The 25,256-nt window shown below is 42.3% G+C and carries 14 protein-coding genes; 13 read left to right on the top strand and 1 reads right to left on the bottom strand.

The window, feature by feature from the left end; genetic code table 11:
• Positions 1-73 precede the first annotated feature (73 nt).
• The 5 genes from B7714_RS01180 (at position 74) to B7714_RS01160 (ending at position 7,081) form a co-directional block, all read left to right on the top strand.
• A complete protein-coding gene (locus B7714_RS01180; RefSeq protein ID WP_162284789.1) occupies positions 74-637 on the top strand; it encodes a TIGR01440 family protein in 564 nt (187 codons plus the stop codon).
• 264 nt (positions 638-901) lie between these two features.
• The gene (pabB, locus tag B7714_RS01175) at positions 902-2,617 is read left to right on the top strand and encodes an aminodeoxychorismate synthase component I (RefSeq protein WP_084859404.1); all 1,716 of its coding nucleotides are present in this window, start codon (positions 902-904) and stop codon (positions 2,615-2,617) included.
• Positions 2,618-2,728: 111 nt separating this feature from the next.
• Positions 2,729-5,080, top strand: coding sequence for an Ltp family lipoprotein (locus tag B7714_RS01170; RefSeq protein WP_084859403.1), 2,352 nt, complete (start codon positions 2,729-2,731; stop codon positions 5,078-5,080).
• A gap of 103 nt (positions 5,081-5,183) precedes the next feature.
• Entirely contained in the window at positions 5,184-6,143 is a 960-nt protein-coding gene (locus B7714_RS01165) for an ROK family glucokinase (RefSeq protein WP_084859402.1), read from the top strand.
• A gap of 98 nt (positions 6,144-6,241) precedes the next feature.
• On the top strand, positions 6,242-7,081 hold the full coding sequence (locus B7714_RS01160) for a thymidylate synthase (RefSeq protein ID WP_084859401.1): 840 nt from the start codon (positions 6,242-6,244) through the stop codon (positions 7,079-7,081).
• A 241-nt stretch (positions 7,082-7,322) separates the two neighbouring features.
• Here B7714_RS01160 and B7714_RS01150 read toward each other — a convergent pair whose 3' ends face one another.
• Positions 7,323-7,493: a DUF3042 family protein gene (locus B7714_RS01150; protein ID WP_084859399.1), complete on the bottom strand. Its 171-nt coding sequence runs from the start codon at positions 7,491-7,493 to the stop codon at positions 7,323-7,325.
• Between the two features lie 120 nt (positions 7,494-7,613).
• On the opposite strand from B7714_RS01150, the gene miaA reads away from it, so the two are divergent.
• The 8 genes from miaA to B7714_RS01110 all read left to right on the top strand — a co-directional run.
• Positions 7,614-8,498 carry a tRNA (adenosine(37)-N6)-dimethylallyltransferase MiaA gene (gene miaA, locus B7714_RS01145; protein WP_084859397.1) on the top strand — a complete coding sequence of 295 codons (885 nt, stop codon included), beginning with the start codon at positions 7,614-7,616 and terminating at the stop codon, positions 8,496-8,498.
• The gene (gene hflX, locus B7714_RS01140; RefSeq protein WP_084859395.1) at positions 8,491-9,729 is read left to right on the top strand and encodes a GTPase HflX; all 1,239 of its coding nucleotides are present in this window, start codon (positions 8,491-8,493) and stop codon (positions 9,727-9,729) included. The genes miaA and hflX overlap by 8 nt, the downstream gene beginning before the upstream one ends.
• Positions 9,722-10,345 (top strand): cystathionine beta-lyase, encoded by a 624-nt coding sequence (locus tag B7714_RS01135; RefSeq protein WP_084859393.1) that lies wholly within the window; start codon positions 9,722-9,724, stop codon positions 10,343-10,345. Before hflX ends, B7714_RS01135 begins: the two co-directional genes overlap by 8 nt.
• Positions 10,346-10,359: 14 nt before the next feature.
• Positions 10,360-11,289 carry a ribonuclease Z gene (rnz, locus tag B7714_RS01130; protein WP_084859391.1) on the top strand — a complete coding sequence of 310 codons (930 nt, stop codon included), beginning with the start codon at positions 10,360-10,362 and terminating at the stop codon, positions 11,287-11,289.
• A gap of 29 nt (positions 11,290-11,318) precedes the next feature.
• Entirely contained in the window at positions 11,319-11,810 is a 492-nt protein-coding gene (locus tag B7714_RS01125) for a DUF7832 domain-containing protein (protein ID WP_084859389.1), read from the top strand.
• A gap of 28 nt (positions 11,811-11,838) precedes the next feature.
• Positions 11,839-12,594 (top strand): SDR family NAD(P)-dependent oxidoreductase, encoded by a 756-nt coding sequence (locus tag B7714_RS01120; protein ID WP_084859386.1) that lies wholly within the window; start codon positions 11,839-11,841, stop codon positions 12,592-12,594.
• A gap of 250 nt (positions 12,595-12,844) precedes the next feature.
• Positions 12,845-20,080: an LPXTG-anchored adhesin/beta-galactosidase BgaA gene (bgaA, locus tag B7714_RS01115; RefSeq protein ID WP_084859385.1), complete on the top strand. Its 7,236-nt coding sequence runs from the start codon at positions 12,845-12,847 to the stop codon at positions 20,078-20,080.
• A gap of 464 nt (positions 20,081-20,544) precedes the next feature.
• On the top strand, positions 20,545-25,256 hold a 4,712-nt coding region (locus B7714_RS01110), incomplete at its 3' end, for a SpaA isopeptide-forming pilin-related protein (RefSeq protein ID WP_084859383.1).

The following is a 25,256-nucleotide window of genomic DNA, read 5'->3' as shown; positions in this document are numbered from 1 at the left end:
CAGAATGATTAGTTGGCCTTGATAAAATCAGTAAAAAAAGATATGATAGATAGTGATAAAAGAGGTATCAAGTATGAAGGAAAAAGACATTCAAAGAGCAACAAGCCAGATTGTAGAAGATGTAATAGACAAGGCTAACTTGAAGCAAGGAGCTATCTTTGTTTTGGGACTTTCTTCTAGTGAGGTGATAGGTGGTCAGATTGGTAAGGAATCCAGTCAAGAAATTGGGGAAATCATTGTGAAAACCATTCTAGATATCCTAGAGGAAAAAGGAATTCATCTAGCCGTTCAAGGTTGTGAACATGTCAATCGAGCCCTCGTTGTTGAACGTCAGGTGGCAGAGCAGTTTGGTCTGGAAATCGTCAGTGTCCTTCCTACACTTCATGCAGGAGGTTCAGGTCAGTTGGCAGCCTTCAAGTTTATGCAGGATCCAGTTGAGGTTGAATTTATCAAGGCCCACGCTGGATTGGATATCGGAGATACTGCGATTGGCATGCATGTCAAGCATGTTCAGGTTCCGATTCGCCCTCTTTTGAGAGAAATTGGGCATGCCCATGTAACGGCTCTAGCTAGTCGTCCTAAATTAATCGGAGGTGCGCGTGCGCATTATCCGCAAGATTCTATTAGAAAGTCGTAAAATCATTCTGTAGCAACAGAAGAAAAGCAAAAGACAGAGGAAACAATGGTATAGATACCATGACTTCCTCTGTTCTTTTTTGTTGAACTTTTGTGTAAAGTGCTCCAAATAAGACCAATTTTTAAAAGAAGAAGGGGTGCTATCTGATGGAGAATTGTCAAAAAGTAGAAAAAAAAACTTAGAGAAGATTTTCCGTCATAGAAATCAGTAAACAAAGCTGGATTTAGCTGTTCTAGGTCGGCTTTTTTGTGCTATACTAAAGGTATGCATAGAAAAACAGTGATTGATTTTAGGGCTTTTGGGGAGAGATACACCTTTACCCAGCCGATCAAAGAGTTAAAAACGAGAGATTTAGCAGAAGTGGCGGACTTGCTAGCACAAGTGGAAAGCTACCAAGAGCAAGGCTATTATGTCGTGGGCTATGTCAGCTATGAGGCTGCTCCTGCTTTTGAGGAAAAACTAGCAGTTCACAAGCTTCCTCTACTGGGCGAATATTTGCTTTACTTTACCGTTCACGATAGGGTGGAAACTTCCCCTATTCCTCTGACTTATGAGGAAGTAGATCTGCCTTCAAAGTGGCAGGAAGTAACATCTGAAGCAGACTATGAAAAGGCGATTACTCAGATTCACCATCATTTGCGTCAGGGGGACACCTACCAGGTCAACTACACCGTCCAACTCAAGCAAGACTTGAGTGCCAACCCTTTTGCCATCTACAATCGCATGGTGGTAGAGCAGGAGGCGGGCTACAATGCTTATGTAGAACATGACGAGATGGCAGTAATTTCTATGAGCCCAGAACTCTTTTTTGAGCAAAATGACCGGGAATTAGCGACTCGCCCGATGAAGGGAACAACCCAGCGGGGAGTGACTGACCAAGAAGACCTTGCCCAATCTAGCTGGCTAGAACAGGATCCTAAAAATCGCTCTGAAAATATGATGATTGTGGATCTTTTACGCAACGATATGAACCGTATTTCTGAGGTGGGCAGTGAGCATGTAGAACGTCTGTGCCAAGTGGAGCAGTATTCAACTGTTTGGCAGATGACGTCGACCATCAAGAGTCAGTTACGACCGGATGTTGACCTAGTTGAAATCTTCCGTTCGCTCTTTCCATGTGGTTCCATAACGGGAGCACCGAAAATTGCGACCATGGAAATCATCAAGAACTTGGAGCCCCAACCACGCGGAGTCTACTGCGGAACGATTGGTCTCTTGCTTCCAAATGGGCGACGAATTTTCAATGTTGCCATTAGGACCATTCAACTCTACAAGGGTCAAGCTATTTATGGAGTTGGCGGCGGGATTACTTGGGATAGCACCTGGGAGTCTGAATACCGTGAGGTTCATCAAAAGGCGGCTGTTCTCTATCGTAAACAAGTACGATTCCAATTGATTACTACAGGAAGAATCAGTCAGAAGAGCCTGCTGTTTGAAAATCAACATCTGGAAAGACTGACAAAGGCTAGTCGTTATTTTTCCTATCCTTTTGATCCAGAAGAACTGAGACAAAAGATAGAGGAAGAGTGTCAAGTTTGTGATGCTAATCAAGACTACCGTTTGCGAATCATCCTCAGCAAATCTGGAGAGATAGAACTCAGCCGCCAAGTACTTGAACCCCTTAGTCCAGCTTTCTGCCAGGCTCAACTTTGCCTTCAGGAAGCTGATTTGCAACAAGCATTTACCTACTTTAAAACAACTCATAGACCACACTTAAGTCTAGGGGAACAGGAAATCATTTACCATAATGCAGCAGGAGAATTGCTTGAGACCTCTATTGGAAATCTGGTCTTAAAAATTAATGGTAAGCTCTACACACCGCCTATCAGTCTAGGGATTTTGCCAGGAATTTACCGTCAGCATTTGCTAGAAACAGGACAGGTAGAGGAAAAAGTCTTGACTTTGGCAGACTTGAACCAAGAAGAAGCTGTCTATGGCTGTAACGCGGTCAGAGGCTTGTATGAGTTGGAAGTGATATAATTATAGATTTTCAATTAAGTTTTAAATTTATTTGTGAATATTTGATTTGAAAGAAAAATAAAGCATATGGTATACTATAGGTATAAATCATTAAAAACAATGGAGATTTTTATGAAAAAATCAAAAAAAATTTTGGTAACCAGCTTAGCAACTGCAACACTGGGACTTATTGCATTATCAGATACAACTGGAGACTTTCCTTTTTCGGCTCAGCATGTTTCAGCTCAAGAAAAGGATGCATCTAAAAATGGTAAGGTTGTAAAAGAGAATACAACTTCGGCGCCAAATCAAGCTGAGAAACCGAAAACACCAGCGCAAAATCCTGCTGAGAAACCAAAAACACCAGCGCAAAATCCTGCTGAGAAACCGAAAACACCAGCACAAAAACCTGCTGAGAAACCAAAAACACCAGCGCAAAACCCTGCTGAGAAACCTAAAAATACAAGTCCTAAAGAGGATAAGTCCAAATCTACAGCTCAGTCTGGTTGGGTAGGCTCATCGTACTATGAAAATGGTACTAAAGTTACTAATAAGTGGATTTTTGATAAAAAAGCTAATTCTTATTTCTATCTAAATGCTTCGGGAAACTATGTCCAAAATGCTTGGGTAGGTAATTACTATCTTAAATCAGATGGTAAAATGGCTAAGAGTGAATGGATTTATGATAAAAACTATGGATCCTATTATTATCTAACAGCAGAAGGTAGCTACGCTCGAAACGCATGGGTAGGTAATTACTATCTAAAATCAGACGGGAAAAGAGCTAAAAATGAATGGATTTATGACAATAACTATGGGTCATACTATTATTTAACAGGAGAAGGCAGCTACGCTCGCAACACATGGGTAGGCAATTACTATCTTAAATCAGATGGTAAGATGGCTAAAGCTGAGTGGATTTATGACAAAAACTATGGATCCTATTATTATCTAACAGCAGAAGGAAGCTACGCTCGCAACAAATGGGTAGGTAATTACTATCTAAAATCAGATGGTAAGATGGCCAAAAATGAATGGGTAGATGGTGGTCGTTATTATGTAGGAGACGATGGTGTGTGGCAACCAAAACCAGCGCCAAAGCCAGCACCAAAACCAGCTGAGAAACCAAAAACACCAGCACAAAAACCTGCTGAGAAACCGAAAACACCAGCACCGAAACCAGCACCGAAACCCGCTGAGAAACCGAAAACACCAGCACAAAAACCAGCTGAGAAACCAAAAACACCAGCACCAAAACCGGCTGAAAAAGCTAAAGAAACAACTCCTAAACAGGATAAATCACAATCTAAAGTTCAGTCTGGCTGGGTAGGAAATTACTACCTCAAATCAGATGGAAAGAGAGCTAAAAATGAATGGGTAGATGGTGGTCGTTATTATGTTGATTCTGATGGAAAAAAGGTTAAAAGTGACTGGATTTATGATAAAAACTATGGTTCATATTATTATCTAACAGCAGAAGGCAGCTACGCTCGCAACAAATGGGTAGGAAATTATTACCTCAAATCAGATGGTAAGATGGCCAAGAATGAATGGGTAGATGGTGGCCGTTATTATGTTGAATCAGATGGTGAAATGGCTAGGGACAAATGGGTAGATGGTGGCCGTTATTATGTAGGATACAATGGTGTCTGGCAACCAAAACCAGCAGACGGGAATCCATACTCAGCAGCTTTAAAGAAAGCAAAAAGCTATAATTCGTCTTTACATATGTCAAAAAAAGCTCTCTATGACCAGTTAACATCACAGGTTACTCATGGTTTTTCAAGTTCAGCAGCGCAGTATGCCATCGATCACTTGAACGTAGATTACAAAGAAAATGCATTAGTTCGAGCAAGAGAATATCGAAAATATAGAAATTTATCAAAAACGGAAATTTATGACAGGCTAACTTCTCCTAGTATTGGAAAATTTACAAAAGAAGAAGCAAACTATGCAATTCAAAAACTAGATTTAACACCTGAAGGAAGCTCTGCCCGCAATAAATGGGTAGGATACTATTATTATAAATCAGATGGTAAGATGGCCAAGAATGAATGGGTAGATGGTGGCCGTTATTATGTTGAATCAGATGGTGAAATGGCTAGGGACAAATGGGTAGATGGTGGCCGTTACTATGTAGGATACGATGGTGTGTGGCAACCAAAACCAGCAGACGGGAATCCATACTCAGCAGCTTTAAAGAAAGCAAAAAGCTATAATTCGTCTTTACATATGTCAAAAAAAGCTCTCTATGACCAGTTAACATCACAGGTTACTCATGGTTTTTCAAGTTCAGCAGCGCAGTATGCCATCGATCACTTGAACGTAGATTACAAAGAAAATGCATTAGTTCGAGCAAGAGAATATCGAAAATATAGAAATTTATCAAAAACAGAAATTTATGACAGGCTAACTTCTCCTAGTATTGGAAAATTTACCAAAGAAGAAGCAAACTATGCCATTCAAAAACTAGGGGATAAATAGTTATTGATTGTTATATGTAATTTTGCTACGCAAACCTTTGCACAAAACAGACGATTCTGTTATACTATATCTGTAAGCATTTTCAATTAAAAAGGAGAAGACGATGAGTCAAAAGATTATTGGGATTGACCTTGGTGGAACATCTATCAAGTTTGCGATTTTAACTCAAGAAGGAGAAATCCAAGAAAAATGGTCTATCAAGACCAACATTTTGGACGAAGGAAGCCACATTGTAGATGATATGATTGAGTCTATTCAGCATCGTTTGGACTTGCTTGGATTGTCAGCTAAGGATTTCCGAGGCATTGGAATGGGATCACCTGGTGTGGTTGACCGTGAAAAAGGAACTGTTATCGGTGCATATAACCTCAACTGGAAAACCCTTCAACCGATTAAAGAAAAGATTGAAAAAGCCTTGGGGATTCCATTCTTCATTGATAATGATGCCAACGTAGCTGCTCTTGGTGAGCGCTGGATGGGGGCTGGTGACAACCAACCGGACGTTGTCTTTATGACACTTGGTACAGGTGTTGGTGGCGGTATCGTGGCAGAAGGCAAATTGCTTCACGGTGTTGCTGGTGCAGCAGGTGAGCTTGGCCACATCACTGTTGACTTTGACCAACCAATCGCATGTACCTGTGGTAAGAAAGGCTGTCTTGAGACAGTTGCTTCTGCAACAGGGATTGTCAACTTGACTCGTCGATATGCAGATGAATACGAAGGCGATGCGACCTTGAAACGCTTGATTGATGACGGAGAAGAAGTAACTGCTAAAACTGTCTTTGACCTTGCAAAAGAAGGAGACGACCTTGCCTTGATCGTTTACCGTAACTTCTCACGTTACTTGGGAATCGCTTGTGCCAATATCGGCTCAATCCTCAATCCTTCAACAATCGTTATTGGTGGTGGAGTATCAGCTGCGGGAGAATTCCTTCTCCAAGGCGTGCAAAAGGTTTATGATGAAAATACCTTCCCACAAGTACGCACATCAACTAAATTAGCTCTCGCAACTCTAGGAAATGACGCTGGAGTTATCGGAGCAGCATCACTTGTATTGCAATAAGATAATAAAAAGGGGAAAACACTACTTTAAAGCCAGTGATTTTCCTCCTTTCTTTTTTTATGCTATACTAGTTAGGACAATAAATGAGGTGAGAGTAAATGACAAAAGCAGATACGATTTTTAAAGAGAATATTGAACGAATCCTCAAAGACGGTGTCTTTTCTGAGCAGGCTCGTCCCAAGTACAAGAATGGGACAGTTGCTAATTCCAAGTACGTAACGGGTGCATTTGCCGAGTATGACTTGGCTAAGGGGGAATTTCCCATCACAACCTTGCGTCCCATTGCGATCAAATCTGCCATCAAGGAAGTACTCTGGATTTACCAAGATCAGTCTAATAGCCTAGATGTTCTCAATGACAAGTACAATGTTCACTACTGGAATGACTGGGAAGTGGGAGATACGGGAACCATCGGTGAGCGCTACGGGGCGGTCGTTAAGAAACACGATATCATTAATAAGATTCTCAAGCAGTTGGAAGCCAATCCTTGGAATCGTCGCAATATCATCTCACTCTGGGATTACCAGGCTTTTGAGGAGACGGACGGCCTCCTTCCATGCGCCTTTCAGACCATGTTTGATGTTCGTCGCGTTGATGGGGAAATCTATCTGGATGCGACCTTGACTCAGCGCTCGAATGATATGCTGGTGGCCCACCACATCAATGCTATGCAGTACGTAGCTCTTCAAATGATGATTGCCAAGCATTTTGGCTGGAAGGTTGGAAAGTTTTTCTATTTTATCAACAACCTCCATATCTATGATAATCAGTTTGAACAAGCAGAGGAATTGCTCCGCCGTGAGCCGTCAAACTGCCAACCTCGTTTGGTCTTGAATGTTCCAGATGGGACTAATTTCTTTGATATCAAAGCGGAGGACTTTGAGTTGGTCGACTATGATCCGGTCAAGCCACAGCTGAAGTTTGACCTAGCTATTTAATACTCTTCGAAAATCTCTTCAAACCACGTCAGCGTCGCCTTACCGTAGATATGGTTACTGACTTCGTCAGTTCTATCCACAACCTCAAAACAGTGTTTTGAGCTGACTTCGTCAGTTCTATCTACAACCTCAAAGCAGTGCTTTGAGCAACCTGCGGCTAGCTTCCTAGTTTGCTCTTTAATTTTCATTGAGTATAAAAGAAAATAAAAAGAAGTTGAGATTTCTCAACTTCTTTTGTTGCTTAATGTGATACGCGACGGCGAGCTGCTTTTTTACGGTTTTCTTTGATGAAAGCTGCTTTTTGCTCTTCTGGCTCAATCACTTTCTTTTTAATTGCGTATACTGCACCTGCAACGGCAGCGACAGTTCCTGCGACACCTGTTACAAGACCTTTAGCGAATCCTTTAGCCATGAGTCTTCCTCCTTTATCTTCCCGATCAGCCAGACTCCTCAAGAGGTAGCATTTTTCTGACCGACCTTTTTGTGATATAATAATAGTAACGAAAAAATGGAAATTTTTCAAGGAAAAAAGATGAAAACAAAAATAATTGTGATTGTTGGACCGACTGCTGTTGGGAAGACAGCCCTTGCTATCGAAGTGGCCAAGCGCTTTGGTGGAGAGATCGTCAGTGGTGACAGTCAGCAAGTATACAGAGGGTTGGATATTGGGACGGCCAAGGCTAGCCCAGAGGAGCAAGCAGCTGTTCCTCATCATTTGATTGATGTCAGAGAGGTGACCGAGTCTTACTCGGCTTTTGATTTTGTTTCAGAAGCTAAGAAGGCTATTGAGGATATTCAAAGCCGTGGCAAGCTAGCCATTATCGCTGGTGGGACTGGGCTTTATATCCAGAGCTTGCTTGAAGGCTATCATCTAGGTGGGGAAACACCTCATGAGGAGATTTTAGCTTATCGGGCTAGTTTGGAACCTTATTCAGATGAGGAATTAGCCCATTTGGTGGAGCAAGCAGGTCTTGAGATTCCCCAGTTTAATCGTCGTCGTGCCATGCGCACCTTGGAAATTGCCCATTTTGGTCAGGATTTGGAAAATCAAGAAAGTCCTTATGAACCACTGATTATCTGCTTGGATGATGAACGTAGTCAGCTTTATGAACGTATCAATCGCCGAGTGGATCTGATGTTTGAGGCTGGGCTTTTGGATGAGGCAAAGTGGTTGTTTGAGCATTATCCAGACGTACAGGCTGCTAAAGGCATTGGCTACAAGGAACTATTTCCATATTTCCGTGGAGAGCAGACTCTTGAGAAAGCTAGTGAGAGTCTCAAACAGGCCACCCGTCGTTTTGCCAAGCGCCAGTTGACCTGGTTCCGTAATCGCATGCAGGTCACCTTTTATCAGATAGGAGAGTCTGGCGTGAAGGAGCGTATTCTAAGCCAGATAGAGGAGTTTTTAGATGATTGAAACGGAGAAAAAAGAAGAACGTGTCCTGCTAATTGGTGTGGAATTACAGGGCATGGACAATTTTGACCTCTCCATGGAAGAGTTGGCCAGTCTGGCTAATACAGCTGGGGCAGTCGTAGTCGATAGCTACAGACAAAAACGTGAAAAATATGATTCCAAGACTTTTGTTGGCTCTGGTAAGTTGGAAGAGATTGCGCGAATGGTGGAAGCAGAAGAGATTACGACTGTCATCGTCAATAATCGCTTGACTCCACGGCAAAATGTCAATCTAGAAGAAGTTCTGGGTGTCAAGGTGATTGACCGTATGCAGTTGATTCTGGATATCTTTGCTATGCGAGCTCGAAGCCATGAAGGTAAACTCCAAGTGCATTTGGCCCAGCTTAAATACCTCTTGCCTCGCTTGGTTGGTCAGGGGATTATGCTCAGCCGTCAGGCAGGGGGAATTGGTTCCCGTGGTCCTGGTGAAAGTCAGTTGGAACTGAACCGACGTAGTGTTCGCAACCAAATCACGGATATCGAGCGCCAGCTCAAGGTCGTTGAGAAAAATCGAGCAACGGTTAGAGAAAAACGTCTGGAGTCGAGTACCTTTAAGATTGGCTTGATAGGCTACACCAATGCTGGGAAATCAACCATTATGAACACCTTGACCAGTAAGACCCAGTATGAAGCAGATGAGCTGTTTGCGACTTTAGATGCGACGACAAAGAGTATCCATCTGGGAGGCAATCTCCAAGTGACTTTAACTGATACGGTTGGCTTTATCCAAGATTTGCCGACTGAATTGGTGTCCAGTTTTAAGTCAACCTTGGAAGAAAGCAAGCATGTGGATTTTCTGGTTCATGTCATTGATGCTAGCAATCCTTATCATGAGGAGCATGAAAAAACGGTTCTGTCTATCATGAAAGACTTGGATATGGAGGATATTCCTCGTCTGACCCTTTATAATAAAGCGGATTTGGTGGAGGATTTCACGCCTACTCAAACACCGTATGTCCTCATTTCTGCCAAGTCTGAGGATAGTCGTGAGCAGTTGCAGGCTTTATTTTTAGAGAAAATCAAGGAGATTTTTGAAGTCTTTACCCTGCGCGTGCCATTTTCGAAGTCCTACAAGATTCATGATTTAGAAAGTGTAGCGATTCTGGAAGATCGCGATTTTCAGGATGACGGTGAAGTCATTACAGGCTATATTTCCGAGAAAAATAAATGGAGGTTAGAGGAATTTTATGACTGATATCAAACAGTTGGCTCTAAAATATGGGGGTTATACAAGTCTGGATAAGGTCTATCTGGATCAACTTCTAGCTGGCAAAACAGAACAAGAGCAGTTGGCTCTCATCACCCCTCCACCTAGTGTCGTCAATGCCTACTTTGCAGAACTCTACCAGAAAAAGAGTCCTGAAGCTGCGACTGATTATTTTGCAGAAGTCAGTCATGAACTGAACCTCTACAATGCTGAGCCAAGTTTTACTCTAGAAAATAAGCCTTTTATTCGCCTCAATCTATCTGGCAAATCCTTTGGCTTTTGCTATGAGGAAGAAGGTCTTGGACGGATTTTCTCGGAAACTGAGGAAGCAATCACAGCTGACTTGCTCTTTGAAATTGCTCAGATTTTCCCTCATCAGTTGGTCTTTGAAGAGTCTGGAAAGATTTACTTGAAGTCTGTCGGGGACGAGGAAGTTGTTAGCGTAAAAAGTCTCACAGCTTTGACTGATTTGGAAAGTTTAGCTGATGGTCGCAAACGTCTCAAAGGCTATAGCCAAGAGGATTTACTGCAAGAAGCTAGAGCTTTTTATGGCAAGTGTTATTTCCGATCGGAAAACCGTACGGCCATGTTATATATTGATTAATTAGAAAGTATCGAATGGATATTCAATTTTTAGGAACGGGGGCTGGTCAGCCCTCCAAAGCTCGCAACGTTTCAAGTCTCGCCCTGAAACTCTTGGACGAGATTAACGAAGTCTGGCTCTTTGACTGTGGAGAAGGAACGCAAAATCGCATTCTGGAAACCACGATTCGACCACGCAAGGTCAGCAAAATCTTTATCACTCACTTGCATGGAGACCATATCTTTGGATTGCCAGGATTTCTCTCTAGCCGTGCCTTTCAGGCCAATGAAGAGCAGACAGATTTGGACATCTACGGACCTCAAGGGATCAAGTCCTTTGTCTTAACCAGCCTTCGTGTGTCCGGTTCTCGTCTGCCTTACCGAATTCATTTCCATGAGTTTGACCATAATTCTCTAGGGAAAATCCTTGAGACCGATAAATTCACGGTGTATGCAGAGGAGCTGGACCACACTATTTTCTGTGTTGGCTATCGTGTCATGCAAAAGGACTTAGAAGGTACCTTAGATGCTGAAAAACTCAAGGCTGCTGGTGTTCCATTTGGCCCGCTTTTTGGAAAAATCAAAAACGGTCAGGACGTTGTTCTTGAAGACGGTACTGAAATCAAAGCTGCTGACTATATCTCAGCGCCACGTCCAGGTAAGATTATCACTATTCTGGGTGATACCCGAAAAACCAATGTCAGTGTGCGTCTGGCTGTCAATGCCGATGTCCTTGTCCATGAGTCCACTTATGGCAAGGGTGATGAGAAGATTGCCCGCAACCACGGTCACTCAACCAATATGCAGGCAGCACAAGTAGCAGCAGAAGCAGGAGTCAAACGCCTCTTGCTCAACCATATCAGTGCCCGCTTCCTATCAAAGGATATTAGTCAGCTTAAGAAAGATGCTGCTAGTGTCTTTGAAAATGTCCATGTCGTCAAAGACTTGGAAGAGGTTGAGTTATAATTTTTCAGGTTTGTTAAGAGGGAAATAAGATGACTGTTGAAAATCGTTTATTAGATAAAGTGGATTGGTATTTTGAGAATGCATTAACCAATTACTTGCACAGCTATTCATTACAAAAGGAAGAGCTAACTCAAAAAGATTATCGGGAGATATATCGTTGGGCTGCGAATCATATCGGTTTTTTCCTTACTTGGCTTATTCAGCATGATGCCAAAGAAATGATGTCACCTGATGAAGAAATGGTATTCCAAAGTGTAAAAGACGAGCAAACTTTGGGTGTTGATTATCTTTTAGACTGGTGCGATGGTAAACTGGGAACAATGGATATTACAAAGGATTTCCAGGCTTTTGTAAATGACTATTATGAACATCAGTATATGGATGATTATTCCGAATTTGTAGTCAATGACTTGTATGACTTGCCTTTAGAATTTTTAGGTGACTGGGAGGATTATCATCTGTTTGCTCCTGTCATTGATCAAGCTTATGCTCATTATTTAGCTGGAAAAAGATTTCATTAAATTGACCAACACTTTGAAAGGAATAGAGATGCGCACCATCATCATCACTGGGGCTAGCGGTGGTTTAGCTCAAGAAATGGTCAAACTCTTGCCAAATGACCAACTCATCTTGCTAGGTAGAAATAAGGAAAAACTGTTAGAGCTATATGGAAACCATGCCCATGTGGAATTGATAGAAATCGACATTACCGATGACTCGGCCCTTGAAACTCTGGTAGCTGACCTCTATCTCCGTTATGGCAAGATTGATGTCTTGATTAACAATGCTGGCTATGGAATTTTTGCAGATTTCGACCAGACCTCTGATCAAGACATTCACCAGATGTTTGAGGTTAATACCTTTGCCCTGATGAATCTGTCTCGTCGTCTTGCAGCTCGTATGAAGGAGAGGGGAAAAGGCCATATCATTAATATTGTCAGCATGGCAGGCTTGATTGCAACAGCTAAGTCTAGCCTATACTCAGCGACCAAGTTTGCGGCTATTGGTTTTTCCAATGCTCTACGCCTCGAACTCATGCCTTATGGAGTCTATGTGACAACGGTCAATCCAGGACCGATTCGTACTGCCTTTTTTGACCAGGCAGACCCAGATGGGACCTACCTCAAGTCGGTTGACCGCTTTCTCTTAGAAGCGGATGTAGTCGCTAGAAAGATTGTCAAAACCATAGGAAAAAACAAACGGGAACTCAATCTCCCAGTTTTGTTGAACCTAGCCCATAAGTTTTATACCCTATTTCCTAAGCTAGCTGATAAGTTGGCAGGGGGAATCTTTAATTATAAGTAAAAGGAGTTCCTTACAAAAGGAACTTTTTTATAATATTGAACTGAGTGTCAAAAATTTGTTTGTTTTTGTTCTAAATCTACATTCACTTTTTTCGAATCTTCTACAAATTTTAGAAAAAACAATCAAAAATATGATTTTTTGTGTTTAGGGTATTGAAATTTCCTATATTATTTTATAAAATAAGGGTAAAAGGCTATGAAAAAGTAATGCGCTTACAAATAAATGGAAGCGGTTACCAAAGGAGGATTTTATGGAAAAAGGCCATTGGAATCGTAAAAGAGTCTACAGCATTCGTAAGTTTGCCGTAGGAGCTTGCTCTGTCATGATTGGAACCTGCGCGGTTCTATTTGGAGGAAGTGTCATTGGAGAATCACCAGTTTTCGCGGATGAAACTCCGATTACTCACACTGTGGAACAAGCAAAAGAGGAAAGTCCGGCAGTGGAGGAAAAAGAAGATCAAGCTGTAGCAGAACACAAGGATACTGCAAGTGTCGACCAAAGTCAAGCTGCTCCAATTGAAGCAAGCAAACCAGAGGTGAAAGAAGAGGAACCTGTAGCTCCAAAAGAGGAGAAAGCGTCTCCAAAACCTGAAGAAACGGCTCCAAAGGTAGAATCTCAAGCTTCAAGTCAAGAAAAGCCTGTCAAGGAAGAGTTGAAAGCTGCGACAAATGAAGAAGTGAATCAAATGATTGAAGATAGAAAAGTGAATTTTAATCAAAATTGGCACTTTAAACTCAATGCGAATCCTAAAGAAGCTGTGAAATCAGATGCAGACGTATCAACATGGCAAAAATTGGATCTCCCACACGACTGGAGTATCTTTAACGATTTTGACCATCAGTCACCTGCCCAAAACGAGGGTGGACAGCTCAATGGTGGTGAAGCTTGGTATCGCAAGACCTTTAAACTTGATGAAAAAGATCTCAATAAGAATGTTCGTTTGACCTTTGATGGGGTCTACATGGATTCTCAAGTCTATGTCAATGGCCAGTTAGTGGGACATTATCCAAATGGTTATAACCAGTTCTCATACGATATTACTAAATACCTCCACAAAGATGGCCGTGAGAATGTGATTGCTGTCCATGCGGTTAACAAACAGCCAAGTAGCCGTTGGTACTCAGGTAGTGGTATCTACCGTGATGTAACCTTGCAAGTGACTGATAAGGTTCATGTTGAGAAAAATGGGACAACCATCTTAACACCAAAACTTGAACAACAGCAACATGGCAAGGTTGAAACTCATGTAGCCAGCAAGATTGTCAATACAGACGATAAAGACCATGAACTGGTGGCAGAGTATCAAATCGTTGAACGTGGTGGTCAGGCTGTAACAGGCTTGGTTCGTACAGCGAGCCGTACCTTGAAAGCACATGAATCAACAAGTCTTGATGCGATTTTAGAAGTTGAACAACCAAAACTCTGGACAGTTTTAAATGATAAACCTGCCTTGTACGAATTGATTACGCGTGTTTACCGTGATGGTCAATTGGTTGATGCTAAGAAAGATTTGTTTGGTTACCGTTACTATCATTGGACTCCAAATGAAGGTTTCTCTTTGAATGGTGAACGCATTAAATTCCATGGTGTTTCCTTGCACCATGACCACGGAGCGCTTGGAGCAGAAGAAAATTATAAAGCAGAATATCGCCGTCTCAAACAAATGAAGGAGATGGGCGTTAACGCCATCCGTACAACTCATAACCCTGCAAGTCCACAGACCTTGCAAATCGCAGCAGAACTTGGTTTGCTGGTTCAGGAAGAGGCCTTTGATACGTGGTATGGTGGCAAGAAACCATATGACTACGGACGTTTCTTTGAAAAAGACGCTACTCACCCAGAAGCTAGAAAAGGTGAAAAATGGTCTGACTACGATCTTCGTACCATGGTCGAAAGAGATAAAAATAACCCAGCTGTCTTCATGTGGTCTATTGGAAACGAAATCGGTGAAGCCGATGGTAAACCTCATTCTCTAGCAACGGTTAAACGCTTAGTAAAAGTGATTAAAGATGTTGATACTACACGTTATGTTACCATGGGAGCAGATAAGTTCCGCTTTGGTGATGGTAGTGGTGATCATGAGAAAATAGCTAATGAACTGGATGCAGTTGGTTTCAACTATTCAGAAGACAACTACAAGAAACTTCGTGCGAAACATCCAAACTGGTTGATTTATGGTTCGGAAACATCTTCAGCTACCCGTACACGTGGAAGTTACTATCGCCCTGAACAGGAATTGAAACATAGTAACGGACCTGAGCGTCATTACGAACAGTCTGACTATGGTAATGACCGAGTTGGCTGGGGTAAAACGGCAACAGATTCATGGACCTTTGACCGTGACAACGCTGGTTATGCTGGACAGTTTATCTGGACAGGTACGGACTATATCGGTGAACCTACACCATGGCACAACCAAAACCAAACTCCCGTTAAGAGCTCTTACTTTGGTATCGTAGATACAGCCGGTATTCCAAAAAATGACTTTTATCTTTACCAAAGCCAATGGGTTTCTGCCAAGAAGAAACCAATGGTTCACCTTCTTCCTCACTGGAACTGGGAAAATAGAGAATTGGCATCGAAAGTTGAAGATTCAGACGGAAAAATCCCAGTTCGTGCCTACTCAAACGCTGCAAGCGTTGAATTGTTCTTGAACGGTCAATCTCTCGGTGTTAAAAAGTTCAACAAAAAACAAACCAGTGATGGCCGTACCTACCAAGAAGGTGCCAATGCTAAGGAACTCTATCTTGAGTGGAAGGTTGCTTATCAACCAGGTACTTTGGAAGCTGTAGCTCGCGATGAAGCTGGAAACGAAATTGCACGTGATAAGATTACGACTGCAGGCCAACCTGCAGGAGTTCGCCTCGTCAAGGAAGAACACGCAATCGCAGCAGATGGAAAAGACTTGACCTACATCTACTACGAAATCGTAGATAGTGAAGGAAATGTGGTACCAACTGCCAATAATTTGGTTCGTTTCCAATTGCATGGACAAGGTCAACTGGTTGGTGTTGATAATGGGGAACAAGCCAGCCGTGAACGCTACAAGGCACAACCTGATGGTTCTTGGATCCGCAGAGCCTTTAACGGTAAAGGGGTTGCCATTGTTAAATCAACTGAGCAAGCAGGTAAATTCACTCTAACAGCCCATTCAGATCTCTTGAAATCTGGTCAAGTAACGGTCTTTACTGGTAAAAAAGAAGACCAAGAAAAGACCGTTCTCGGAACAGAAGTACCAAAAGTACGTACTGTTATTGAGAAAGAGCCAAAAATGCCGAAGACCGTCGCTTTTGTCTATAGTGATGGCAGTCGTGAAAAACGTCCAGTAACTTGGTCTTCAGTTGATGTGAGCCAAGCAGGAGTTGTGACTGTTAAAGGTATGGCAGACGGACGCGAAGTTGAGGCCCGTGTCGAAATTCTAGCAATCGCAAATGAGCTTCCAACTGTTAAGCGTGTTGCTCCAGGAACAGACTTGAGCGCTGTTGACAAATACGTTTCTATTGCTGTTACGGATGGAAGCGTACAAGAATACGAAGTTGATAAGTGGGAGATTTCGGAAGCAGATAAAGCTAAACTGTCAGTTGCAGGATCACGTATTCAAATGACTGGTCAACTGGGTGGTGAGACTATTCACGCTACCCTTGTGGTAGAAGAAGGCAATGCTGCAGCACCTGTAGTACCAACTGTAACCGTTGGTGGTGAAGCCGTTACAGACCTTACTAGTCAACATCCAATGCAATATCGAACTCTTGCTTACGGTGCATCCTTGCCAGAAGTTGTAGCAAGTGCTGAAAATGCGGATGTTACTGTAGTCCAAGCAAGTGCAGCAAACGGCATGCGTGCAAGCATCTATGTTCAACCAAAAGATGGTGGACCTCTTCAAACCTATGCAATTCAATTCCTTGAAGAAGCACCGAAAATTGACCACTTGAGCCTACAAGTAGAGCAAGCTGACGGTCTTAAAGAAGACCAAACGGTGAAATTGTCTGTCCTTGCACACTATCAAGACGGAACACAAGCAGTTTTACCAGCAGATAAAGTGGCCTTCTCTACAAGTGGTGAAGGGGAAGTCGCGGTTCGTAAAGGAATGCTTGAGTTGCATAAGCCAGGAACAGTCTCTCTCAAAGCAGAATATGAGGGGGCTACAGGTCAAATCGATCTCACGATCCAGGCCAATACTGAGAAAAAAGTAGCCCAATCTATCCGCCCAGTAAATGTAGTAACAGACTTGCATCAAGAACCAAGCCTTCCAGCAACAGTAACAGTTGAGTATGACAAAGGTTTCCCTAAAACTCATAAAGTCACTTGGCAAGCTGTTCCGAAAGAAAAACTAGACTCCTATCAAACATTTGAAGTTCTAGGTAAAGTTGAAGGTCTTGACCTTGAAGCGCGTGCTAAAGTCTCTGTAGAAGGTATCGTTTCGGTTGAAGAAGTCAGTGTGACAACACCAATCGCTGAAGCACCACAATTACCAGAAAGTGTTCGTACCTACGATTCAAATGGTCACGTTTCATCAGCTAAGGTTACTTGGGATACGATTCGTCCAGAGCAATACGCTAAGGAAGGTGTCTTTACAGTTGATGGTCGTCTAGAAGGTACGCAATTAACAACTAAACTTCATGTTCGCGTATCTGCTCAAACTGAGAAGGGAGCAAATATTTCTGACCAATGGACCGGTTCAGAATTGCCACTGGCCTTTGCTTCAGACTCAAATCCAAGCGACCCAGTTTCAAATGTTAATGACAAGCTCATTTCCTACAATAACCAACCAGCTAACCGTTGGACAAACTGGAATCGTAAGAAAGACGCATCCGTAGGAGTTCTCTTTGGTGACTCTGGTATTTTGAGCAAACGCTCTGTTGATAATCTAAGTGTCGGATTCCACGAAGACCATGGAGTTGGTGTACCAAAGTCTTATGTGATCGAATACTATGTAGGTAAAGAAGTGCCTAGCACTCCTAAGAATCCTAGCTTTGTAGAAACTGAAAATCATGTCTTTAACGATCCTGCAAACTGGAAAGAGGTAAGCAATCTCAAAGCCCCAGCTCAACTAAAGGCTGGAGAAATGAATCACTTTAGCTTTGACAAGGTTGAAACCTATGCTGTACGTATTCGTATGGTGAGAGCAGACAACAAACTTGGAACTTCTATCACAGAAGTACAAATCTTTGCAAAACAAGTTGCGGCAGCCAAACAAGGACAGACAAGAATCCAAGTTGACGGCAAAGATTTAGCAAACTTCAACCCTGATTTGACAGACTACTACCTTGAGTCTGCAGATGGAAAAGTTCCTGCAGTAACGGCAAGTGTTAGCAACAATGGTCTCGCGACTGTTGTTCCAAGTGTTCGTGAAGGTGAGCCAGTCCGTGTCATCGCGAAAGCTGAAAATGGCGACATCTTAGGAGAATACCGTCTACACTTTACAAGCAATAAAGACTTGCTCTCTCGTAAACCAGTTGCTGCGGTCAAACAAGCTCGCTTGCTACAAGTAGGGCAACCGCTTGAATTGCCAACTAAGGTTCCTGTTTACTTCACAGGTAAAGACGGTTACGAAACAAAAGACTTGGCAGTTAAATGGGAAGAAGTTCCAGCAGAAAATCTGACAAAAGCAGGTCAATTTACTGTTCGAGGCCGTGTCCTTGGTAGCGACCTCGTTGCGGAATTCTCTGTACGAGTGACAGACAAACTTGGTGAGGCCCTCTCAGACAACCCTAACTATGATGAAAATAGTAACCAAGCCTTTGCCTCAGCAACTAATGATATTGACGACAGTTCTCATGACCGTGTTGACTATATCAATGATAGAGATCATTCTGAAAATCGTCGTTGGACAAACTGGTCTCCAACACCATCTTCTAATCCAGAAGTATCAGCGGGTGTGATCTTCCGTGAAAATGGTAAGATTGTAGAACGGACTGTTGCTCAAGCCAAACTTCACTTCTTTGCAGATAGTGGTACGGATGCACCATCTAAACTCGTTTTAGAACGCTATGTCGGTCCAGAGTTTGAAGTGCCAACCTACTATTCAAACTACCAAGCCTACGACGCAGACCATCCATTCAACAATCCAGAAAATTGGGAAGCTGTTCCTTATCGTGCGGATAAAGACATTGAAGCCGGTGATGAAATTAACGTTACCTTTAAAGCTGTGAAAACCAAAGCCATGAGATGGCGTATGGAGCGCAAAGCGGATAAGAAGGGTGTTGCGATAATTGAGATGACCTTCCTTGCTCCAAGCGAATTGCCTCAAGAAAGCACTCAATCGAAGATTCTTGTAGATGGAAAAGAACTTCCAGATTTCGCTGAAGATCGTCAAGACTACCAAATCACCTATAAAGGTCAACGTCCAAAAGTTTCAGTTGAGGAAACAGACCAAGTGGCTTCAACAGTTGTAGATAGCGGAGACGATAGCCTTCCAGTACTTGTTCGCTTTGTTTCAGAAAGTGGAAAACAAGTCAAGGAATACCGTATCCACTTGACTAAGGAAAAACCAGTTTCTGAGAAGACTGTTGCTGCTGTACAAGAAGGTCTTCCAAAACTCGAATTTGTTGAAAAAGATTTGGCCTATAAGACAGTTGAGAAAAAGGATTCAACGCTGTATCTAGGAGAAACTCGTGTAGAACAGGAAGGAAGAGTTGGTAAGGAACGGATCTTCACAGCGGTTAATCCTAGTGGAAGTAAGGAAGAAAAACTCCGTGAAGTGGTAGAGGCTCCGACAGACCGCATCGTCTTGGTTGGTACTAAACCAGGAACCTCTCTTCCAGAAGGCGAAGTGAAGAATCTTGTCCTTAACAGACCAGAACTTATAGTCGAAGAAGAAACCATCGACTTCAAGGTTCAGGAGCGTAAGTCTGATAAGTTGTATCTAGGAGAAACTCGTGTCCTCCAAGAAGGAAAACAAGGTGTCCGTCTTCACTTGATTGAAGTAGAAAATGGAAACCGTCAGCTTAAAGAAACTTACGATAAAGTCGCTGCTCAAGATCGTATTGTAGAAGTTGGTACCAAACCAGGAACTTCTCTTCCAGAAGACGAAGTGAAGAATCTCGTTCTTAATCTTCCAGAGCTTATCTCAGAAGAAGAAATCATTGATTTCAAGGTTCAGGAACAAAAGAATGATAAGCTTCCAGCGGGTCAAACTCGTGTTCTCCAAGAAGGTCAAAAAGGTATCCGTGTTCACTTAATCGAAGTGGAAAATGGCAAGCGAACTGAAAAAGAAAGCTATGATAAAGTCATGGCTCAAGATCGCATTGTAGAAGTTGGTACGGCTGGTGAAACAACTAAACCAGTACCTCAAGAATCTACAAAACCACAAGTATCAGAAAAAGCAGATACAAAAGAAATCTCCTCAAGTGAAGCTAGTCAAGCTCAAGAAGAACAGTTACCAAATACAGGAAGTGCAGAAAGTCAAGCAGCTCTAGCAGCAGGTTTAGCTCTTCTTGGTTTGAGTGCAGGTCTAGTGGCCACTAAAGGCAAAAAAGAAGACTAGAATGAATCAGTATTTCTTCTAATTGTATCTCAAAAAGACCAGGGAAACCTGGTCTTTTTAATAGGCAGAAGTACTTTCTCTAGAGCAATTTAACGTTTGTGAAATCAGATTACCAAAATGATAAAAACACTATCTGGTATCGAAAACGAGATGAACTTATTTTTTAAAAAATGGCGGTAAAATATACCAGATTTTGTTTCGATGATAGGAGAAGAAAAGATACAAAGCGGTTAATATACGGATGTGAAAAAGTCGATTTCAACCTGTAAGAAAAAATTGGATTTTTTTTATAAAAATTTGCTTGATAGTTCTAGCCTTTTTCTTCATAGTATGATAAAATGTGGATGTAATGTGGCTAATAATTTTCGCTTGAAAAAGGAGAATGGTGATTAGTTGGGGACAATCATTTAGTTTACTATTACATTGTACATTTACAACTGAATATTATAAGAAAGGAAGATTAAATGAACAAGAAAATAAGATCTTGGATTCAGATCCTTATTCTTTGTTTGGGAGTTATTCTCCAATCATTTGCCCCTCTGACGCAAGTACATGCGACAGAGTATAATGATGTGATCACTAGTGTTGGTGTTGAAAACAGATCTGGTGAAGCTTTAACGCAAGGGTTGGATATTTGGCAAGAATTCCGTCTTACTGCAGATTTTGTTTTGCCAGATAATACGGTGCATGAAGGTGATACAACAACACTTCAATTGCCATCAGAGATTACATTTTCAAACTCTTCAGACATTGAATTACGAGATGCTTCTAACAATCTTGTAGCTACTGGTCGTTTAGATGCAGCTAGCAAAACGATTACTCTAACTTACACAAAGTTTGTTGAGAATAATTCTGGCGTTAGGGGGAAATTCTTTGTCTATGTTCGAGTTGACCATGATGTTGTTTCAGAAGAAAAAGACATTGATGTCAATATTACTGTAGGACATAGAGTTCTATTTGCAGGGAAAATCCGTTACAACGGCCCTCCAGGGAAATACGACTCTAAAATTGAAAAGAGTTCCTTCCAATACAAGGATGACGAGAAAAATGTAATCCGTTATAACATTACTGTAAACCGCAATATGGCGAACTACAGTGATGTCACTATCAAAGATGCTTTCTCTTCTCCAAATATGACCTTCCTACCAGATACTTTTCGTATTTACAAAGTAGATTGGAGTTGGAATAACGGAGACTGGAAATGGACTAATGCTCAGGATATGACCGAAACCTTTAAAAACCAACTAGTGGTAAATGCGAATGGTGATGGTTTCACCCTTCCTTTAGGAGATACTAATGGTTTTGGTTATATGATCGAGTATCGAGCTAAAGCGAATTATGATCTAGTCGATGGTGAGGAAATCACGAACGTAGCCAACATGAGCTACAATGGTAGTGAGAATGAACAATCAACCAGCACACGTACCTACCAGATTGCAGGTGGTGTTGCAGAAGGATATGTTTTCACCATTAAAATTCATAAGGTAGACGAAGCAGGCCAACCTCTGCAAGGTGCAGTTTTTGAAGTGATTCGTGATCGTAACCAAGCCGTTGTTGGACGATTGACAACAGATTCTGATGGTAACGCTAGTGTAGGTAAATTGTTGCGAGACAACTATACAATTCGTGAAGTAACTGCTCCTCTTGGCTATGACAAATTAACTGAAGATATTAAAATTTCTCCAGATGAGTTTGGCTCAGACAAATCTGTAGAACGTCAAATTGAAAATAAGAAGACACCTCCAAAGACTCCAATTGAAAAAGAGATTACTTTCAAAAAGGTGGATCCAAATGGAAAAGAAATTCCAGGTGCCGAACTTAAAATCTACAGCGGAGATCGTGTAAGACCAGAAGCTCCACCTGTAGCAGACTGGACAACAGAAGCTAATACTTCTAAAGTGATTAAATTAGCTCCCGGTACTTATACTCTAACAGAGTCCGTTGCTCCAGATGGGTATCAGTATGTTGATGATGTTACCTTCACGGTCAATGCTGATGGTTCTATTACAATTGTCAAAAAAGGTACAACAGATACGGTCGTAACAACTGGTTCTGTTTTGTCAATCACTGACAAAGAAGATACAACTCCAAAACCAATTACCTTCAGTAAGGTAAACCTTGGAGGAAATGAAATCGCTGGTGCACAGATTAAGATCTACAAGGGCGAAAAAGCTGAAGGCACAGCTGTAGAAAGCTGGACTTCAACTGACCAACCTAAGCAACTGAATCTTGAACCAGGCATCTACACTTTCCATGAGGAAGCAGCCCCAACTGGTTACCTCAAAGTAACGGATATCACTTTCCAAGTTAAACCTAACGGTACTGTTGAAGTGACAAAAGTAGGTGAAAAAGATTCTAAAGGTGAAGACAATCGTGTTGTAGCCCAAAATTCAACTCTGACAGTTACTGATAAAGATGACGATGTAGCTCGTAAAATCACGTTCAGTAAAATTAGTCTTGGTGGAGTTGAAATCGCAGGTGCACAAATCAAGATCTTCAAAGGCGATAAGGCAGAAGGCACAGCTGTAGAAAGCTGGACTTCAGAAGCTGGTAAGTCTAAAGAATTGAGCTTGGCCCCAGGTACTTACACCTTCCATGAGGAAGCAGCCCCAACTGGTTACCTCAAAGTAACGGATATCACTTTTAAAGTTAACTATGACGGAACAGTTAAAGTGACGAATGTTGGTACTAAGGATGCTAAAGGCGAGGACAATACTGTCGTAACCGATGGTTCAACAATCAAAGTCACTGATAAAGATGATGATAGTCCACGTAAGATTACCTTCAGTAAGGTTAGCCTTGGTGGAACAGAAATCGCTGGCGCACAAATCAAGATCTACAAGGGCGATAAGGCAGAAGGCACAGCCGTAGAAAGCTGGACTTCAGAAGCTGGTAAGTCTAAAGATCTCAACTTGGCTCCAGGTACTTATACTTTCCATGAGGAAGCCGCTCCAACTGGTTACCTCAAAGTAACGGACATCACTTTCCAAGTCAAAACTGACGGCACAGTGGAAGTGACAAACGTTGGTGAGAAAGACTCTAAGGGTGAAGACAACAAGGTCGTAACCAACGGCTCAACTGTTACAGTAACGGATAAAGACGATGATAGTCCAAAAGCCATTACTTTCAGTAAAGTTAACCTTGGTGGAACAGAAATCGCAGGTGCTCAAATCAAGATCTACAAGGGCGACAAGGCAGAAGGCACAGCTGTAGAAAGCTGGACTTCAGAAGCTGGTAAGTCTAAAGAATTGAGCTTGGCCCCAGGTACTTACACCTTCCATGAGGAAGCCGCTCCAACTGGTTACCTCAAAGTAACAGATATTACTTTCAAAGTGAAAACTGACGGAACAGTAGAAGTAACCAATGTCGGCGAGAAAGACTCTAAGGGTGAAGAGAACAAGGTCGTAACTGATGGTTCTAAAGTAACTGTCACTGATAAAGATGATGACCAACCACGTAAGATTACCTTCAGTAAGGTTAGTCTTGGTGGAACAGAAATCGCGGGCGCTCAAATCAAGATCTACAAGGGCGACAAGGCAGAAGGCACAGCCGTAGAAAGCTGGACTTCAGAAGCTGGTAAGTCTAAAGACTTGAACTTGGCCCCAGGAACTTACACCTTCCATGAGGAAGCAGCTCCAACAGGTTATCTCAAAGTAACCGACATCACTTTCCAAGTCAAACATGATGGCACAGTGGAAGTGACCAACGTTGGTGAGAAAGACTCTAAGGGTGAAGAGAACAAGGTCGTAACTGATGGTTCTAAAGTAACTGTCACTGATAAAGATGATGACCAACCACGTAAGATTACCTTCAGTAAGGTTAGTCTTGGTGGAACAGAAATCGCGGGCGCTCAAATCAAGATCTACAAGGGCGACAAGGCAGAAGGCACAGCCGTAGAAAGCTGGACTTCAGAAGCTGGTAAGTCTAAAGACTTGAACTTGGCCCCAGGAACTTACACCTTCCATGAGGAAGCAGCTCCAACAGGTTATCTCAAAGTAACCGACATCACTTTCCAAGTCAAACATGATGGCACAGTGGAAGTGACCAACGTTGGTGAAAAAGACTCTAAGGGTGAAGAAAACAAAGTTGCCACAAACGGCTCAACAGTAACTGTAACCGACAAAGACGATGACCTACCACGTAAGATTACCTTCAGCAAGGTTAGTCTTGGTGGGGTTGAAATCGCAGGAGCACAAATCAAGGTCTTTAAAGGCGATAAGGCAGAAGGTACAGCCGTAGAAAGCTGGACATCTGAAGCCGGTAAGTCTAAAGAGTTGAGCTTAGCCCCAGGTACTTACACCTTCCATGAGGAAGCAGCCCCAACTGGATACCTCAAAGTGACGGATATCACTTTTAAAGTTAACTATGATGGAACAGTTAAAGTGACGAATGTTGGTACTAAGGATGCTAAAGGCGAGGACAATACAGTCGTAACCGATGGTTCAACTATTAAAGTCACTGATAAAGATGACGATAGCCCACGTAAGATCACCTTCAGCAAGGTTAGCCTTGGTGGAACAGAAATCGCGGGCGCTCAAATCAAGATCTACAAGGGTGATAAGGCTGAAGGCACAGCTGTAGAAAGCTGGACTTCAGAAGCTGGTAAGTCTAAAGATCTCAACTTGGCCCCAGGAACTTACACCTTCCATGAGGAAGCCGCTCCAACAGGTTATCTCAAAGTAACCGACATCACTTTCCAAGTCAAACATGATGGCACAGTGGAAGTGACCAACGTTGGTGAAAAAGACTCTAAGGGTGAAGAAAACAAAGTCGTTACCAACGGCCCAACAGTAACTGTAACCGACAAAGACGATGACCAACCACGTAAGATTACCTTCAGCAAGGTTAGTCTTGGTGGAACAGAAATCGCGGGCGCTCAAATCAAGATCTACAAAGGCGACAAGGCAGAAGGCACAGCTGTAGAAAGCTGGACTTCAGAAGCTGGTAAGTCTAAAGACTTGAACTTGGCCCCAGGAACTTACACCTTCCATGAGGAAGCAGCTCCAACAGGTTATCTCAAAGTAACCGACATCACTTTCCAAGTCAAACATGATGGCACAGTGGAAGTGACAAACGTTGGTGAAAAAGACTCTAAGGGTGAAGAGAACAAGGTCGTAACTGATGGTTCTAAAGTAACTGTCACTGATAAAGATGATGACCAACCACGTAAGATTAC

The sequence above is a fragment of the Streptococcus oralis subsp. oralis genome (genome assembly GCF_002096595.1).
GTDB lineage: Bacteria > Bacillota > Bacilli > Lactobacillales > Streptococcaceae > Streptococcus > Streptococcus oralis_D.
Note: the sequence above shows the minus strand (reverse complement) of the source record. Positions and strands in the feature narration are given on the sequence as shown.

What these genes read in the sequence shown, in the direction of transcription:
- bgaA (WP_084859385.1), top strand. Translation starts at nt 12,845, where the DNA reads ATGGAAAAAGGCCATTGGAATCGTAAAAGAGTCTACAGCATTCGTAAG.
- B7714_RS01165 (WP_084859402.1), top strand. Translation starts at nt 5,184, where the DNA reads ATGAGTCAAAAGATTATTGGGATTGACCTTGGTGGAACATCTATCAAG.
- B7714_RS01150 (WP_084859399.1), bottom strand. Translation starts at nt 7,493, where the DNA reads ATGGCTAAAGGATTCGCTAAAGGTCTTGTAACAGGTGTCGCAGGAACT.
- B7714_RS01135 (WP_084859393.1), top strand. Translation starts at nt 9,722, where the DNA reads ATGACTGATATCAAACAGTTGGCTCTAAAATATGGGGGTTATACAAGT.
- B7714_RS01170 (WP_084859403.1), top strand. Translation starts at nt 2,729, where the DNA reads ATGAAAAAATCAAAAAAAATTTTGGTAACCAGCTTAGCAACTGCAACA.
- B7714_RS01120 (WP_084859386.1), top strand. Translation starts at nt 11,839, where the DNA reads ATGCGCACCATCATCATCACTGGGGCTAGCGGTGGTTTAGCTCAAGAA.
- B7714_RS01180 (WP_162284789.1), top strand. Translation starts at nt 74, where the DNA reads ATGAAGGAAAAAGACATTCAAAGAGCAACAAGCCAGATTGTAGAAGAT.
- B7714_RS01160 (WP_084859401.1), top strand. Translation starts at nt 6,242, where the DNA reads ATGACAAAAGCAGATACGATTTTTAAAGAGAATATTGAACGAATCCTC.
- pabB (WP_084859404.1), top strand. Translation starts at nt 902, where the DNA reads ATGCATAGAAAAACAGTGATTGATTTTAGGGCTTTTGGGGAGAGATAC.
- rnz (WP_084859391.1), top strand. Translation starts at nt 10,360, where the DNA reads ATGGATATTCAATTTTTAGGAACGGGGGCTGGTCAGCCCTCCAAAGCT.
- hflX (WP_084859395.1), top strand. Translation starts at nt 8,491, where the DNA reads ATGATTGAAACGGAGAAAAAAGAAGAACGTGTCCTGCTAATTGGTGTG.
- B7714_RS01125 (WP_084859389.1), top strand. Translation starts at nt 11,319, where the DNA reads ATGACTGTTGAAAATCGTTTATTAGATAAAGTGGATTGGTATTTTGAG.
- miaA (WP_084859397.1), top strand. Translation starts at nt 7,614, where the DNA reads ATGAAAACAAAAATAATTGTGATTGTTGGACCGACTGCTGTTGGGAAG.